The 14,180-nt window shown below is 49.7% G+C and carries 11 protein-coding genes and 1 riboswitch; of the genes, 8 read left to right on the forward strand and 3 right to left on the reverse strand.

The genetic code is table 11. From position 1 onward, the window contains the following. The first annotated feature begins 2 nt into the window (after nucleotides 1-2). From glmS to EJE49_RS00455, 6 genes are all read left to right on the forward strand, one after another. Nucleotides 3-1,832 (forward strand): glutamine--fructose-6-phosphate transaminase (isomerizing), encoded by a 1,830-nt coding sequence (gene glmS, locus EJE49_RS00430; RefSeq protein ID WP_124948438.1) that lies wholly within the window; start codon nucleotides 3-5, stop codon nucleotides 1,830-1,832. Nucleotides 1,833-2,167: 335 nt separating this feature from the next. After that, nucleotides 2,168-4,540, forward strand: a complete 2,373-nt coding sequence (gene hsdR, locus EJE49_RS00435; protein WP_124948439.1) for an EcoAI/FtnUII family type I restriction enzme subunit R — start codon at nucleotides 2,168-2,170, stop codon at nucleotides 4,538-4,540. A 31-nt stretch (nucleotides 4,541-4,571) separates the two neighbouring features. Further along, nucleotides 4,572-6,047, forward strand: coding sequence for a type I restriction-modification system subunit M (locus EJE49_RS00440; RefSeq protein WP_124948440.1), 1,476 nt, complete (start codon nucleotides 4,572-4,574; stop codon nucleotides 6,045-6,047). Further along, nucleotides 6,044-7,777 (forward strand): restriction endonuclease subunit S, encoded by a 1,734-nt coding sequence (locus EJE49_RS00445; RefSeq protein ID WP_124948441.1) that lies wholly within the window; start codon nucleotides 6,044-6,046, stop codon nucleotides 7,775-7,777. The genes EJE49_RS00440 and EJE49_RS00445 overlap by 4 nt, the downstream gene beginning before the upstream one ends. A gap of 27 nt (nucleotides 7,778-7,804) precedes the next feature. Then, nucleotides 7,805-8,473, forward strand: a complete 669-nt coding sequence (locus tag EJE49_RS00450) for a hypothetical protein (RefSeq protein WP_124948442.1) — start codon at nucleotides 7,805-7,807, stop codon at nucleotides 8,471-8,473. A gap of 301 nt (nucleotides 8,474-8,774) precedes the next feature. Further along, a complete protein-coding gene (locus EJE49_RS00455; RefSeq protein ID WP_124948443.1) occupies nucleotides 8,775-9,950 on the forward strand; it encodes a Fic family protein in 1,176 nt (391 codons plus the stop codon). 163 nt (nucleotides 9,951-10,113) lie between these two features. Here EJE49_RS00455 and EJE49_RS00460 read toward each other — a convergent pair whose 3' ends face one another. From EJE49_RS00460 to EJE49_RS00470, 3 genes are all read right to left on the reverse strand, one after another. Continuing rightward, nucleotides 10,114-10,734 (reverse strand): fused DSP-PTPase phosphatase/NAD kinase-like protein, encoded by a 621-nt coding sequence (locus tag EJE49_RS00460; RefSeq protein ID WP_124948444.1) that lies wholly within the window; start codon nucleotides 10,732-10,734, stop codon nucleotides 10,114-10,116. 54 nt (nucleotides 10,735-10,788) lie between these two features. Continuing rightward, complete coding sequence (locus EJE49_RS14140; RefSeq protein WP_223246667.1) at nucleotides 10,789-11,022, reverse strand: hypothetical protein; 234 nt, start codon at nucleotides 11,020-11,022, stop codon at nucleotides 10,789-10,791. A 448-nt stretch (nucleotides 11,023-11,470) separates the two neighbouring features. Further along, nucleotides 11,471-12,034: a hypothetical protein gene (locus EJE49_RS00470; protein ID WP_124948445.1), complete on the reverse strand. Its 564-nt coding sequence runs from the start codon at nucleotides 12,032-12,034 to the stop codon at nucleotides 11,471-11,473. 231 nt (nucleotides 12,035-12,265) lie between these two features. Continuing rightward, nucleotides 12,266-12,367, forward strand: a riboswitch (glycine riboswitch). A gap of 35 nt (nucleotides 12,368-12,402) precedes the next feature. Between EJE49_RS00470 and lipA the strand changes: the two genes are divergently transcribed. Then, nucleotides 12,403-13,335: a lipoyl synthase gene (lipA, locus tag EJE49_RS00475; protein ID WP_124948446.1), complete on the forward strand. Its 933-nt coding sequence runs from the start codon at nucleotides 12,403-12,405 to the stop codon at nucleotides 13,333-13,335. Between the two features lie 17 nt (nucleotides 13,336-13,352). Beyond that, nucleotides 13,353-14,066, forward strand: a complete 714-nt coding sequence (locus EJE49_RS00480) for a DUF3800 domain-containing protein (RefSeq protein ID WP_124948447.1) — start codon at nucleotides 13,353-13,355, stop codon at nucleotides 14,064-14,066. Nucleotides 14,067-14,180: the final 114 nt, after the last annotated feature.

Raw genomic sequence — 14,180 nt, forward strand, 5'->3', positions numbered from 1 at the left:
CTATGTGCGGCATTGTAGGAGCAGTAGCGCAACGTAATGTCGTACCCATTTTACTTGAGGGTTTGCGTCGCTTGGAGTATCGCGGCTATGACTCTGCGGGCCTGGTGGTGATTAATGATGGCCTGCATCGGGTGCGCAGTATTGGCCGTGTGGCGGCCTTGACTGCGGCTGTGCAACAACAGCAGGTGCATGGGCTGTGGGGTATCGCCCACACCCGCTGGGCAACCCATGGTGCGCCTAACGAAGCCAATGCCCACCCGCATGTCAGTCACGATCTGATTGCCGTGGTGCATAACGGCATTATTGAAAACTACGAAGTCTTGCGCCAGCGCCTGCGCGAGCAGGGCTATATCTTTACTTCGGAAACCGACACTGAAGTAATCGCGCATCTGGTGCATCACTATTACAAGGCAGACCATGATTTACTGGCCGCGACGCGCAGTGCCGTGGCTGATTTACAGGGCGCCTTTGCGATCGGTGTTGTCGCTACTGATGTGCCGCAACGCCTGATTTGCGCCCGTCGTGGCAGCCCGCTGCTGATCGGTCTGGGCATAGAAGAGAACTTCATTGCCTCCGATGTTTCCGCCTTGCTGCCGGTGACGCAAAAAGTCATCTACCTGGAAGAAGGCGATATCGCGGATATCGGTTTATTGTCTGTGGCTATCTACGATGCCTCCGGACAGCCGGTGGAACGTAATATCTTCATTTCCGAGCAGTCATCGGAAATGTCCGAGCTGGGCAATTATCGCCATTTCATGCAAAAGGAAATCCACGAACAGCCACGTGCCTTAACCGACACCCTGCACGATGCGGTAATGGGTGAGCACTTACTGCCAGAGTTGTTCGGATTCGACGCGGCACAGGTTTTCGCCAAGATCAATGCAGTGACGATTCTGGCCTGTGGCACCAGCTATCATGCTGCTAAAGTCGCCAGCTACTGGATAGAATCAATGGCGGGTATTTCTTGTCAGGCCGAAATCGCCAGCGAGTACCGCTACCGCGATAGCGTGCCTAACCCCAGCGCGCTGGTGGTCACCCTGTCGCAATCGGGTGAGACGGCCGACACGCTGGCCGCGCTCAATCACGCCAAAGCGCTCGGACATGAACATACCCTATCCATCTGCAATGTGCCTGAATCCGCGCTGGTGCGTGCCTCCAAATTGCGCTTCCTCACCCGCGCGGGTCCAGAAATCGGCGTGGCGTCGACCAAAGCCTTTACTACGCAATTAGCTGCGCTGTTCCTGCTCACCCTGCTGTTAGCCAAGCAACGCGGACGTCTCACACCCGCAGCAGAAGCTGAGCATATTCGCGCATTACGCGCACTGCCCGCAGAAGTACAGCGGGTGCTGGCGCTGGAACCCGGCATAGCATTATGGGCAGAACGTTTTGCCGATAAGCAGCACGCCTTGTTCCTCGGCCGTGGCGTGCACTACCCGATCGCCATGGAAGGCGCGCTCAAGCTCAAGGAAATCTCCTACATCCACGCTGAAGCCTACCCCGCTGGCGAGCTCAAACACGGCCCGCTGGCACTGGTGGATAAAGACATGCCGGTGGTCGCCATCGCCCCCAACGACGCCCTGCTGGAAAAGCTCAAATCCAACCTGCAGGAAGTGCGCGCCCGTGGCGGTGAGCTGTACGTGTTTGCCGATGCCGATACGCATATCAGCGCCAGCGAAGGCGTGCACGTGATGCAGTTGGCGGATAATGCCGGCTGGCTATCGCCGATCCTGCATACCATCCCGTTGCAGCTCTTGTCCTATCATGCCGCATTGCAAAAAGGCACGGATGTGGATAAGCCGCGTAACCTGGCAAAGTCTGTGACGGTGGAGTAGTGCTTACTTCAAATTGCGCAGCTGTTCTGTGCAATTAAAGTCGTAAATTAAGACACGCTAAAATAGAGCTTTTAGACGCTGTTCATTTGTCCTAACTAAATGTTCAGATTGTGGTTCGCTAAACGATCACAATCTGAACTTATTTGTTATGCGTCGAGGCCGCTACATATACTTCTGTTGATCGTTTGCTTAGTAATAATCTTGATCGGGTTGACATGAAGCCTGCTGGGAGTGAGATGCTTGAATTTCCTACACGTCATTAACTAAATCTGATATAACTTTCATCTAGGACATCTAAGCCAACTGAACAGTAGTACCCAAGGATATTTCACCCCATGACCGGCAAGAAAAGCCTCTCTGAACGCGACATCTGCACTAAGTACATCACACCAGCCGTCATTAATGCGGGCTGGGATTTACACACCCAGATTCGCGAGGAAGTGAGCTTTACTAAAGGTCGTATCATCGTTCGTGGCAAGTTGCACACTCGTGGTGAGCAGAAGCGTGCCGATTACATCCTGTATTACAAGTCAAACATTCCACTTGCCGTCATCGAAGCCAAGGACAACAGCCATAGTGTAGGCGCCGGTATGCAGCAGGCGTTAAATTATGCCGAAACGCTAGGCGTACCATTTGTATTCAGTTCCAACGGTGACGGTTTTCTGTTCCATGACTGCACAGGGTTAGCAGACAGGACTGAGCAGGAACTGGCACTGGATGCCTTTCCCACTCCCAAACAGCTATGGCAGCGCTATTGCCAGTGGAAAGGCATTGAGACAGCAGATGCTCGTCACACGATAGAAATGCCTTACTACGATGATGGCACAGGCCGCGCCCCGCGTTACTACCAAGCCAATGCCATCAACAACACAGTGGAAGCCGTGGCTAAAGGTCAGCAGCGCATTCTGCTGGTAATGGCTACTGGCACTGGCAAGACCTACACCGCATTTCAGATCATCTGGCGTTTATGGAAGTCTGGTGCCAAGAAGCGCATCCTGTTTCTGGCGGATCGCAACATACTGGTGGATCAGACCAAGAACAACGATTTCAAACCGTTTGGTGCGGCAATGACCAAAATAAGCAAGCGCCAGATCGACAAGAGCTACGAAATTTATCTGTCGCTGTATCAGGCTGTTACTGGCAGCGAAGAAGAGCAAAACATCTACAAACAATTCTCCCCAGATTTCTTTGATCTGATCGTAATCGATGAATGCCATCGTGGCAGTGCAGCAGAAGATTCCGCATGGCGCGAGATACTGGCGTATTTTTCCAATGCCACCCATGTGGGGCTAACCGCTACACCGAAAGAAACCAAGGATGTTTCCAGCATTCACTACTTTGGCGAACCAGTTTACAGCTACACCCTGAAGCAAGGCATAGAAGATGGTTTCCTTGCGCCATACAAAGTCATTCGCATCGACATCGACAAAGACGTGCAAGGCTGGCGTCCCAGCAAAGGCCAGACTGATAAAAATGGCAACGTGATAGAAGACCGTGTTTATAACCAGACCGACATGGATCGCACGCTGGTGCTGGAAAAGCGCACCGAGCTGGTCGCACGCAAAATCACCGAATTTCTGACAGCAACAGACCCTTACGCCAAGACCATCGTATTCTGCGACGACATCGACCACGCCGAGCGTATGCGCCAAGCCTTGGTCAACCTGAACCCTGAACGGGTCAAGGAAAGCCGCAAATACGTGATGCGTATTACCGGTGATGAACAAGAAGGTAAAGCTGAGCTGGATAACTTCATCAACCCGGAAGAACGTTACCCCGTCATTGCCACCACCTCCAAGCTGATGACCACTGGTGTTGATGCCCAAACCTGCAAGCTGGTAGTGCTGGATCAGCACATCAAGTCAATGACTGAGTTCAAGCAGATCATCGGGCGCGGCACGCGCATCAACGAAGATTACGACAAATACTGGTTCACCATCATGGATTTCAAAAAGGCGACTGAGTTGTTTGCCGACGAAGCCTTTGATGGCCCGCCAGAATCAATTTACGAACCGAAGGGCGATGATCCAGTCGTGCCGCCAGATGAAGAAACTGAAATCGACCTGGATGAGAATGGAAACCCCACAGGCACGGATGGCGAGATCATCCAGCCCGATGTGGATTTCCCTAACGATGAATCAGGCACCAAACGGGTGAAATACGTACTCGGCGATGTTTCTGTCTATGTAGTCGCCGAGCGCGTGCAATATTACGGCTCAGACGGTAAGCTGATTACCGAATCGCTCAAGGATTACACTCGCCAGACCGTGCGCAAGGATTATGCGTCACTCGATGAATTCCTGCGCAGTTGGACTCAAGCTGACCGCAAAGCCGCCATCCTGCAAGAACTGGAAGCGCACGGTGTATTGCTGGCAGCATTAGCCGAAGAAGTTGGCAAGGATTTCGATGCCTTCGACCTGATCTGCCACGTCGCCTTTGACCAACCGCCACTCACCCGCCGTGAACGAGCCGAGCAGGTAAAAAAACGTAACTACTTTGCCAAATACGGCGAACAAGCACGCAAGGTGCTGGAAAGCCTGCTGGAAAAATACGCCGATACCGGCATAGAAAACATCGAAGACATCAAAATCCTCACCCTCGACCCATTCAAGCACATGGGTACAGCCAGCGAAATAGTATCCGCCTTTGGTGGTAAGCAAGCCTACATCGCTGCACTGCATGAATTAGAACGAAACCTTTACGCCTGATTTGAACCCTTACCGATAAGCAGTCCTATTTATGAGCATTTCCTCCACCATTAAATCCATCCAGGACATCATGCGCAAAGACGTCGGTGTCGATGGTGACGCCCAGCGCCTGAGCCAATTAGTATGGATGCTGTTCCTGAAAATCTTTGACGACCGTGAAACCGAATGGGAGCTTCTGCAAACCAACTACCAATCGCCATTGCCAGAGCAATACCGCTGGCGCAACTGGGCAGCCAATGCCGAAGGCATGACTGGCGATGAACTGAAACAGTTTCTCGACAACGACATGTTCCCAGCCCTGCAGAATCTGGAAGCCAAAGGCGGCGATCAGCGTGCCTATGTGATCCGCTCGGTATTTGAAGACGCCTACAACTACATGAAATCCGGCCAGTTGATCCGGCAGGTGATTAACAAGATTCAGGAAGGCGTGGATTTCAACAAGGCGCAGGAGCGCCACATGTTCGGTGATATGTACGAACAATTGCTGCGTGATTTGCAGGCAGCAGGCAACGCGGGTGAATTTTACACACCGCGTGCGGTCACCGAATTCATGGTGCGCATGGTCAACCCGCGCCTGGGTGAAAAGGTAATGGACCCCGCCTGCGGCACGGGTGGTTTCCTGTCCTGCGCAATAGAACACATCCGCACCCAGGATGTGAACACCGTAGAAGACGAAACGCAATTGCAGGCCAGTATTTTCGGCATCGAGAAAAAGCCGATGCCGCATTTGCTTTGTACCACCAATATGATCCTGCACGGCATTGACGTGCCGAGTAATATCCGCCACGACAACACGCTGGCGCGTCCGCTGATCAGCTGGACACCGAAGGAGCGTGTGGACGTAGTTGTCACCAATCCACCGTTCGGCGGCATGGAAGAAGACGGCATCGAAACCAACTTTCCCGCAACCTTCCGTACCCGCGAAACTGCCGATCTGTTTCTGGTGCTGATCATGCAGTTGCTGAAATCTGGTGGCCGCTCCGCGCTGGTGTTGCCGGATGGTTTTCTGTTCGGCGAAGGCATCAAAACCCGCATCAAGGAAAAACTGTTGGAAGAATGCAACCTGCACACCATCGTGCGCCTGCCCAATAGCGTGTTTGCGCCCTACACCAGTATCAAGACCAACCTATTGTTCTTCACCAAAGGCACGCCCACCCGGCACATCTGGTTTTACGAACATCCACTGCCTGCGGGCGTAAAAGCCTACAACAAAACCAAACCCCTCAAGGTGGAAGAATTCACGCCGCTGGAACAATGGTGGGGTAAGGACGCCGACGGTTTCAAAACACGTGTGGAAAACGAATACGCGTGGAAAGTCAGCCTGGAAGACATCAAGGCACGCAACTACAACCTCGATTGCAAAAACCCGCATGAGGGTGAGCAGGAAATCCATGACCCCGATGTGCTGCTGGCGCAATACAGCGCCATGCAGAATGACATTGCCACGCTACGCAGCCAACTGAAAGACATACTGGGTGAGGCGCTTCAACGCGGGGCGCAGGCATGAATGCCATACAGCAATTGCTTACCGATCATATCGATATCTGGACACAAGCCGATACCGAGAAGAAATCAGGCCGTGGCCGCAGTTCAGGTAATGCAGCCAGCGTGTATGGCATCAGGAAGCTGCGCGAGTTGATACTGGAACTCGCTGTGCGCGGCAAGCTGGTGCCGCAAGATGCGAATGATGAACCAGCCAGTGAATTGCTCAAGCGCATACAGGCTGAAAAGGCCAAGTTGATTGCGGAAGGTAAGATTAAGAAAAGTAAGTCACTGGCACCGATATCGGATGAAGAAAGACCGTTTGAAGTGCCGCATGGCTGGGTCTGGGCGCGGCTTGATAGTTTTGTTCTAAGTATACTTAGCGGTGGAACACCAAGTAAAAATAATTCTGAATTCTGGAATGGTGATATTCCTTGGGCGAGCGTTAAGGATTTGAATGTTGATAAATTTCTTGAATCAACGCAAGACCACATCACGGAAGACGGTCTTGAGGCTGGAAGCAAACTAGCAAATAAGGGGGACTTGTTAATATGTACTCGAATGGGGCTAGGCAAAATAGCTATCGCAGCTATGGATGTGGCAATAAACCAAGATCTAAAAGCATTAAAAATCACATCGCAACTTGATATTGGTTACTTCATTAAGTTCTACAGCACATTGAAAATTGTAGGTAGTGGAATGACGGTCGCAGGCATCAGGCAAGATGAATTGCTAGGCTATTGCGTGCCAACCCCTCCGCTTGCTGAACAACGCCGCATAGTCACCAAAGTTGATGAACTGATGGCGCTGTGCGACCAGCTGGAAACCCAGCACAACAACGCCGCAGTAGCCCACGAAAAGCTCGTGAGCCAACTGCTAGGCACGCTCACCCTATCGCAAAGCGCCGCAGATTTCAGCGCCAACTGGCAGCGCATCGCTGCGCATTTCGACACCCTGTTCACTACCGAAACCAGCATCGAACTCCTCAAACAAACCCTACTGCAACTGGCAGTAATGGGCAAACTCGTGCCGCAAGACCCGAATGATGAGCCTGCCTGTGAATTGCTCAAGCGCATACAGGCTGAGAAAGCCAGGCTAGTTGCCGATGGCAAGATTAAGAAAGACAAGCCACTTGCGCCGATTTCCGATGAGGAAAAATCGTTTGAACTGCCACAAGGTTGGGAGTGGGTAAGGCTTAAGGATATTGTGTATGTATTAGGTGATGGATTACATGGTACGCCAACCTATACGCCAAATTCCGAGTGCTATTTTGTGAATGGCAACAATCTTGATAATGGTCAGATCACTATTAAGCCTGAAACAAAAACTGTGTCCTTGGATGAAATGAAAAAGCACAGGAAAAGTTTAAATGAAAGAACGGTACTTGTTTCCATCAACGGTACTATTGGTAATGTGGCCTTTTACAATAATGAAAATATCATTCTTGGTAAAAGCGCATGTTATTTCAATTTAGCCAACCTGATTTATAAGCATTTTGTAAAAGTATTAATTGAGAGTCCATATTTTATGGAATACGCATTGAATAGCGTAAGTGGTACAACCATAATGAACTTGTCACTATTTTCAATGAATAATTTTCCATTATCAATTCCCCCCCTCGCCGAACAACACCGCATCGTCGCCAAAGTCGATGAACTGATGGCTATCTGCGACCAACTAAAATCCCGCATCACCGCCGCCAGCCAGTTGCAGCAGAAGCTGGCGGATGTGCTGGTTGAACAGGCAGTAACCTAATAAAAATAAATGGCACTAGAAAACAATATGAGTGATCATCCTGATTTTCTTCGTTCTCCTGAAGATGTATGCAAGCCGGATAGCCGAATCCCAGCGACTTCTTTTCTGACGAATCAGCCGATCACGGTTAAAGATCAGCATGATGCCATTGCTGAAATCGTTTTACATAAAGGCGTACCAGACGATATACGCATTCAATTCGAGACCGCCAAGAATCTTTATTTATATGCTTGGTTCGTCTACCGCTTTTATCCTGTGGCAAAACTTCATGCATACACCTGTCTTGAGCTTGCACTGCGTGAGCGTTTTGAGCTTGAAGTAATTGCATCCAGAAAAAAGAAGCTTAAATCTAAACCTGGTTTAAGCGCCCTGTTGTCATATGCTGTTGAAAACTCACATTTGAAAAATGAGAATTTCAAGGTATGGCAACATCGGACAGAAATGAATGCACAGCAGCGGACTAGAATTGAGGCCATCGAGCAGATGAGGCGGCTCAATTTAACTGAAATTGTTATTGATAATGCCAAGTATGAAATCAAAGATGAAGATCGCAACCATGACTACTTGGCGACGATATTAGAAACAATGCCTGCGTTGCGTAACCATTATGCACATGGCGCCACGTCATTGGACAGTCAAGCATTGGATATGATTAAGCTGGTTGCTGAAATAATCAATCAGATTTATCCAGCATAAATTAAAGGTGGTGACATTTAAACGGCTTGAATATGGATCGTTTGCCACTATGCAATTGTCTGACTATCAGCTGCAGGGTGGTGCTGACGGATTAGAGAACCCATAGGAGCCGTCTTGAGTTGTTCATGTGGTTCATCAAAAGACTGTCATGTATTTAGATTTCATAGATGATGTTAGTCAACTTGTTTTTTGACAGTTTTAAAGATAATTTTTTTAAATTATAAATTAATATATTGTTTTTATTGCCATGTTGTTGCTTAATTAGAGATGTTTGTTTTCATCTCTATAGAAAAATTTCACCATGCCTGCATTTAGTCACTATGATTTAAGTTTACTCAACCCATCGTTTGACTCTCCGCTGGTTGACGTTTTGACCGAGCTGGAACATTTGCGTCGTCTGCAACTACATGGCACAACCCCGGCACCGGTTTTTTTCCAGCTTAAAGACATCTTCCACATGCTGGAAAGTTTAGGTTCGGCTCGTATTGAAGGCAATCACACGACGTTGGCTGATTATGTGGAAAGCAAGCTGGAAGGTACGCAGCAGTCACCATCTGACCAGCTGTTGGAAATGGAAAATATTGAAGACGCCATGGAGTACATTGAGGAAAATATTCACCCCAATGATGGGCTGACAGAACACTTCATTCGTGAACTACACGCTATCGCGGTAAAAGACCTGGTACGAGAAGGTGATGCTACGCCAGGGGCATACCGTCAGAAGCAGGTAATCATTGCACAGGCAGAGCACTTGCCACCAGAACCCATACAGGTGCCACACTATATGCAGGAGTTGGTGGCGTTTATCAATGAAACTCACCCGCCAAAATATGACCTCATCAAGGTGGCGTTGGCGCATCATCGTTTCGGCTGGATTCATCCATTTGGCAACGGCAATGGCCGCGTAGTTCGCCTGCTAACCTATACTTTACTGATTAAGTATGGCTTCAATGTGAAAACTGGCGGAAGAGTATTGAACCCGACAGCAGTTTTTTGCAATGACCGCGATCAATACTATGCCATGCTGGCACGAGCCGACACAGGCACCTCAGAAGGACTAGAAGCTTGGTGTATTTATGTATTGCAAGGCGTTCTGGAAGAATTACGCAAAGTTGATCGACTGACTGACTTCAGTTATTTGAGTGACAAGATTCTTACACCTGCACTTGCTTATGCCAAGGACAGAATGCTCATCACCCCGATAGAAGAAAGCGTGTTACAAATAACCGCAAAAAATGGCGTGGCCAAGGCTGCTGATCTGGCAGCTGCCATGCCTGGTATGTCAGCTGCACAGCGTACCTATCAAATTAAAAAATTAGTGGAGCGAAAGATGTTGCAGCCGATCAAGGAGGGGGCGCGCCAATACACTATCGGCTTTAGTAGCAATTACCTGATGCGGGGTGTAATTCGTGCTTTGTCGAATGAAGGGTTTATACCCTCAGCACTGAATGAAACTGACGGGGTCAAACTCGATTAATCTTTATTCGTTGATTCCATTTTCTATTTTATGAGAGTTGCCTTTAGTAAGCAGGTAATCGCCTTGGAATGGTAGACGCAATTGCACGCGAGCGCATGCTACTCAGGTTCAGCGATCCGAGATGGCGCATGCGCCGTTCTCGCAGACGATCTGGGCATTTTGTTTAAGTTTCGGTATCCACTGCGCAGCTTTGAGGCGGATCTCTTCGCGTCGTTCGGGTTAAGCCACGAATGTATTTCGCATCGATTTCAAACCACAGCCCCTGATAACGCGCCATTTCTGCAATGGCGTTCTCGGTATTTTCACCTTCAACAATCACTCTGTAGGCGGCAACCATTAACCCTGTCCTATTTTGCTCGGAACGACAGTGGATATAGATAGGTTTGGGCTGTTGACTGACGATCGCAAGGAAATGCGCAACGTTATCATCTTCAATTGACGGGAATAGCGCGAAAGGTTCCCAATCATGTATGCGAAAGTAACCCACCGTGTACTTGGGGGTGTTTTGGATGCTGGCTTGACTAAACGTGTGCAAATCATCATGGAGCAGTTCAAGATTTACAATCGTGTGAATGCCATGGTTAACGAGCCACGCAGCGCCTTCCTCATCAGGGCTCGCTCCGCGCCACAGCACATCGGGCGTTACCACACAGAAATTTTTAATACTTTCTGAGCCTGGGCCAGCAATGCATGGACTCGCTGAGGATGCGCAACCACTCATCAAGAGCGCCAGCGTCAGGGTGAAGAAAACCCAGCCTCTACGAATAATGCCAGGTGAGCGCATATCAGTCTTTCTGTGGATGCCCAGCTTGGAACGATGGGTGGCCCTGGAGCAGGGCTATTTGAGTTTCAGGTCTTCCCGCTTTGCATCCGCCATTGCTTCAGGCTCCAGTTCTTCGGCAGAACGGTTAAGGTGTATGAATAAGCCCCATGAGGCGAGAAGTACACCTACCCCAACCAGGATGCTCGCGGCGTATGGAAGCTGTGCGGGATTTTCGTGTATGGCACGGAACGTGGCAACAAGCCCTTCGATGGACAGCGCGACCACGACAACCACAAAAAATCTGGACAAAAATCGTCGTACTCGGGTTGGCGCGCTGATGTTGGCGTCACGAATAACCTCTTCCTCAATAATGTGGTCTGGGCAATCTGTAGCGCGACAACGGCAGCGGCTAACAGCCCGATAGCTTCGATAATCGTTTGCGCTGCGCCCCGGTCCAGATTGATGGCAAAGGCCATCCATCCCATGTGGGCAGCAATTGCAATGAGCATAAGTGCTGCGCAAGCAAAGAGAAATGCCATCAATCCATGAATAATTCCGAATAGACGCATGAGATTTTTCATTTACACATCCTGTGGAATTTTTATATTGCGGATATGCACAGTATCAATGTATTTTATTGATGTGAAAAGGTTTTTATTTATTAATTGTGGTGATAGGTGAATTTTTTCTGCGTATAAGTGTGGTTAAACTAGTTCTTGTTTCTGACGCTAATGCAGCAGAACAACAACAGTCGATTTCAATTGCCGCTGTGCAGTTCGAATTTGACCTGTTCCAGAAAATCGGCAGCAAAGGCTGCACCGATCTTGGAGTCACGCAAGGCCATGTGCCAGTGCGCCACTGCAGCCATGAGTTGATCTGCATTGTGGCAACGCTGGATACGGCTGATGACTTCTGCGCCCATCAATCCCAGATAGGTATTCGCGGTGGTGATCATGAAGTGTTTCACGTTCTCGATAAAATCCGGCGGCTGATTTAGTTGCGGCGGGGAGATGATGGCCGGTTTGCTGGACGTAGCCACCAGATTTATATCATCGAGTCTCTGTTTTGGTTTCAGTTCAATACGGTTCGCCTGCTCGCGCTGTTCGTCGGCTAACACGATAAATCCGCTTTGCATCAGGAAGGGTACGGTCTGTTGTAGCTCTGGAAGCGGTATTGCATTGGCAATGATGCCTATGCTTTTCGCACAATCCATCAGTATCAGCGCGCTGCGTTGCCGGGAGAGCAGGCCGTGGTGACGGCTACGGATTTCTTCCTGGCCTTTGGCTGTTTTGCAGTAAACAAGATGCGGATTATCAGTCATGACACGACCTAAGTAATCAAAGATGATGATTCTAAATGGCAAATGCTGCAATAATATGAAGGCAAATACAGGGACTGTGTTGTATTCTATTTTGCGCCTATTTCAGGTATAGTCTTGGCTTGTCCGCAGTGTCTGCGGGAGAGTGCAAATCGTTGTCAGCTTAGGCTACCCGAGATTGCCGCCGAAGGCGTAATTCACCCAGAATCGCTCAGGCCCCCGAACCGCAAAGCACAGGACATCTCTGGAGAGCGACGCGAACAGCGTCCACCGAAGGGGCACACGGCGCGATCATCGTGCTGTAATCTCTCAGGTAAATAGGACAGGGGGGTGATGATGGCACATCGTTACCACTTTTATATTTACCGACTATGACTATCAATACCATCAACATAATCACCGAGCCAGCCCGTCAGCCCAATGCCGTGCGTATGCCTATCTGGATCCGGCAGAATCTGGGCCAGGATGTGCATTATGGCAAGACCGACGCCGCCGTGCATGAACATCGCCTGCATACCGTGTGTGAAGAAGCGCGTTGCCCTAATCGCGGCGAATGCTGGAGTCGAGGCACCGCGACCTTCATGTTGCTGGGCGATACCTGTACGCGCGCCTGCGGTTTTTGTGCCGTAAAAACCGGCAAGCCCGGTTTTCTCGATACTGATGAGCCGCGACGTGTCGCCGAAGCCGTGCTGGAACTGCAATTGCGCTATATCGTGCTGACTTCGGTTAACCGCGACGATCAGGCTGATGGCGGTGCGTTAATTTTTGCCGAAACCTTGCGCGAATTGCGCGAACGCGACGGGCAAATGGGTATCGAGTTTCTGACCCCCGACTTTCAGCAGAATCAGGCTGGCGCGGTAGCTACGGTGATGCAGGCGCTGGCCGCATTGCCGCCAGCGGCGCGCCGCGATCTGGTGTGGGGGCATAACGTGGAAACCGTGCCGCGCCTATATCAGACGGCACGCCGCGGTTCCAAATATACACGCTCGTTAAGCCTGCTCGAATTGGCCGCGCAACAGCCGGGCGTCGCGGCTAAATCCGCACTTATGCTTGGCCTCGGTGAAACACGCGACGAGGTGCTGGCTGTGTTGCGTGATTTGCGCGATGCGGGGGTATCGAGGGTGTCGCTGGGGCAGTATTTGCGCCCATCCCTGGATCATTTGCCGGTGATAGCCTATATCCATCCGGATGTGTTTACTGAATACGAAAACGAAGCGCGCGCCATGGGCTTTGACTGGGTCAAAGCCGGACCGCTGGTGCGCAGCAGTTATTATGCGGAAGAAATTCAACAGTTATCACTGTAGTTTTTATTTAGGGCTATATGCATCTTTGTTACTTTGATGAAAACAAACATACTCCCGAGAACCCGCATTTCTTTCTTGGTGGGTTATTGATTCCTGATCAAAAAGCGATTGAATTTGAAAACACGCTGGGACAGATTGCTTTCAATTTTTTTGGTGCTCGTTCGCTGATCCAGGCCAATGAATTTCACGGGAAAGAATTGTTTCATGGCAAAGGTAATGCCAAGGGACGGAAGCTGGAAGATCGTGTACGGGTATTTCAAGATGTGGCTACTTTTGTTACTGATAACCATATTCCTGTAAGAATGGTTTGTATTAATGTTGAACGGCATCAGCAGAAATACAAATATCCGATACCGGCTTACCGATTGGGTTTGATGTTGATTCTTGAGCGATTTGTTGAGTACCTTGATCAAGCAAATGATTTGGGATTGGTATTTGGGGATTATGAAGCTGATGAAGTAACAGGTGCAGTTGTGGATTTTTCAGAGTACAAAACACAAGGCAAAACACCAATGTATTTTGGTAAGCCGCTGGGACGACTGCTCGATACTGTTTACTTTACCCAGTCACACCATAGCCGTTTCCTGCAAGTTGCTGATTTATTGGTGTATATGGCAGGGCGATATGAAAATCGCACGGATATACCTGACCGTTGGCATGAGAATGCTGTAAAAGATGCGTGGGAAAAAATAAAGGCCAGCGGAAATGTAAATATACAGCGCTGGCCTTAGAGAATTAGGAACGACCAGCCCCTTAGGGGGAGGGACTCGCTTTGGAACGAGTACACTAGTCGCGCAAACATAATAGTTAAATTAAATATTTCAGTCAACTAGATGCTTTGCGTG

Source organism: Sulfuriferula thiophila (assembly GCF_003864975.1).
GTDB classification, from domain to species: domain Bacteria; phylum Pseudomonadota; class Gammaproteobacteria; order Burkholderiales; family Sulfuriferulaceae; genus Sulfuriferula; species Sulfuriferula thiophila.

Bases quoted from the DNA above. Each gene is read 5' to 3' on its own strand.
- glmS (WP_124948438.1), top strand. From the start codon at position 3: ATGTGCGGCATTGTAGGAGCAGTAGCGCAACGTAATGTCGTACCCATT.
- EJE49_RS00480 (WP_124948447.1), top strand. From the start codon at position 13,353: ATGCATCTTTGTTACTTTGATGAAAACAAACATACTCCCGAGAACCCG.
- EJE49_RS00455 (WP_124948443.1), top strand. From the start codon at position 8,775: ATGCCTGCATTTAGTCACTATGATTTAAGTTTACTCAACCCATCGTTT.
- EJE49_RS00445 (WP_124948441.1), top strand. From the start codon at position 6,044: ATGAATGCCATACAGCAATTGCTTACCGATCATATCGATATCTGGACA.
- EJE49_RS00450 (WP_124948442.1), top strand. From the start codon at position 7,805: ATGAGTGATCATCCTGATTTTCTTCGTTCTCCTGAAGATGTATGCAAG.
- hsdR (WP_124948439.1), top strand. From the start codon at position 2,168: ATGACCGGCAAGAAAAGCCTCTCTGAACGCGACATCTGCACTAAGTAC.
- EJE49_RS00460 (WP_124948444.1), bottom strand. From the start codon at position 10,734: ATGCGCTCACCTGGCATTATTCGTAGAGGCTGGGTTTTCTTCACCCTG.
- lipA (WP_124948446.1), top strand. From the start codon at position 12,403: ATGACTATCAATACCATCAACATAATCACCGAGCCAGCCCGTCAGCCC.
- EJE49_RS00470 (WP_124948445.1), bottom strand. From the start codon at position 12,034: ATGACTGATAATCCGCATCTTGTTTACTGCAAAACAGCCAAAGGCCAG.
- EJE49_RS00440 (WP_124948440.1), top strand. From the start codon at position 4,572: ATGAGCATTTCCTCCACCATTAAATCCATCCAGGACATCATGCGCAAA.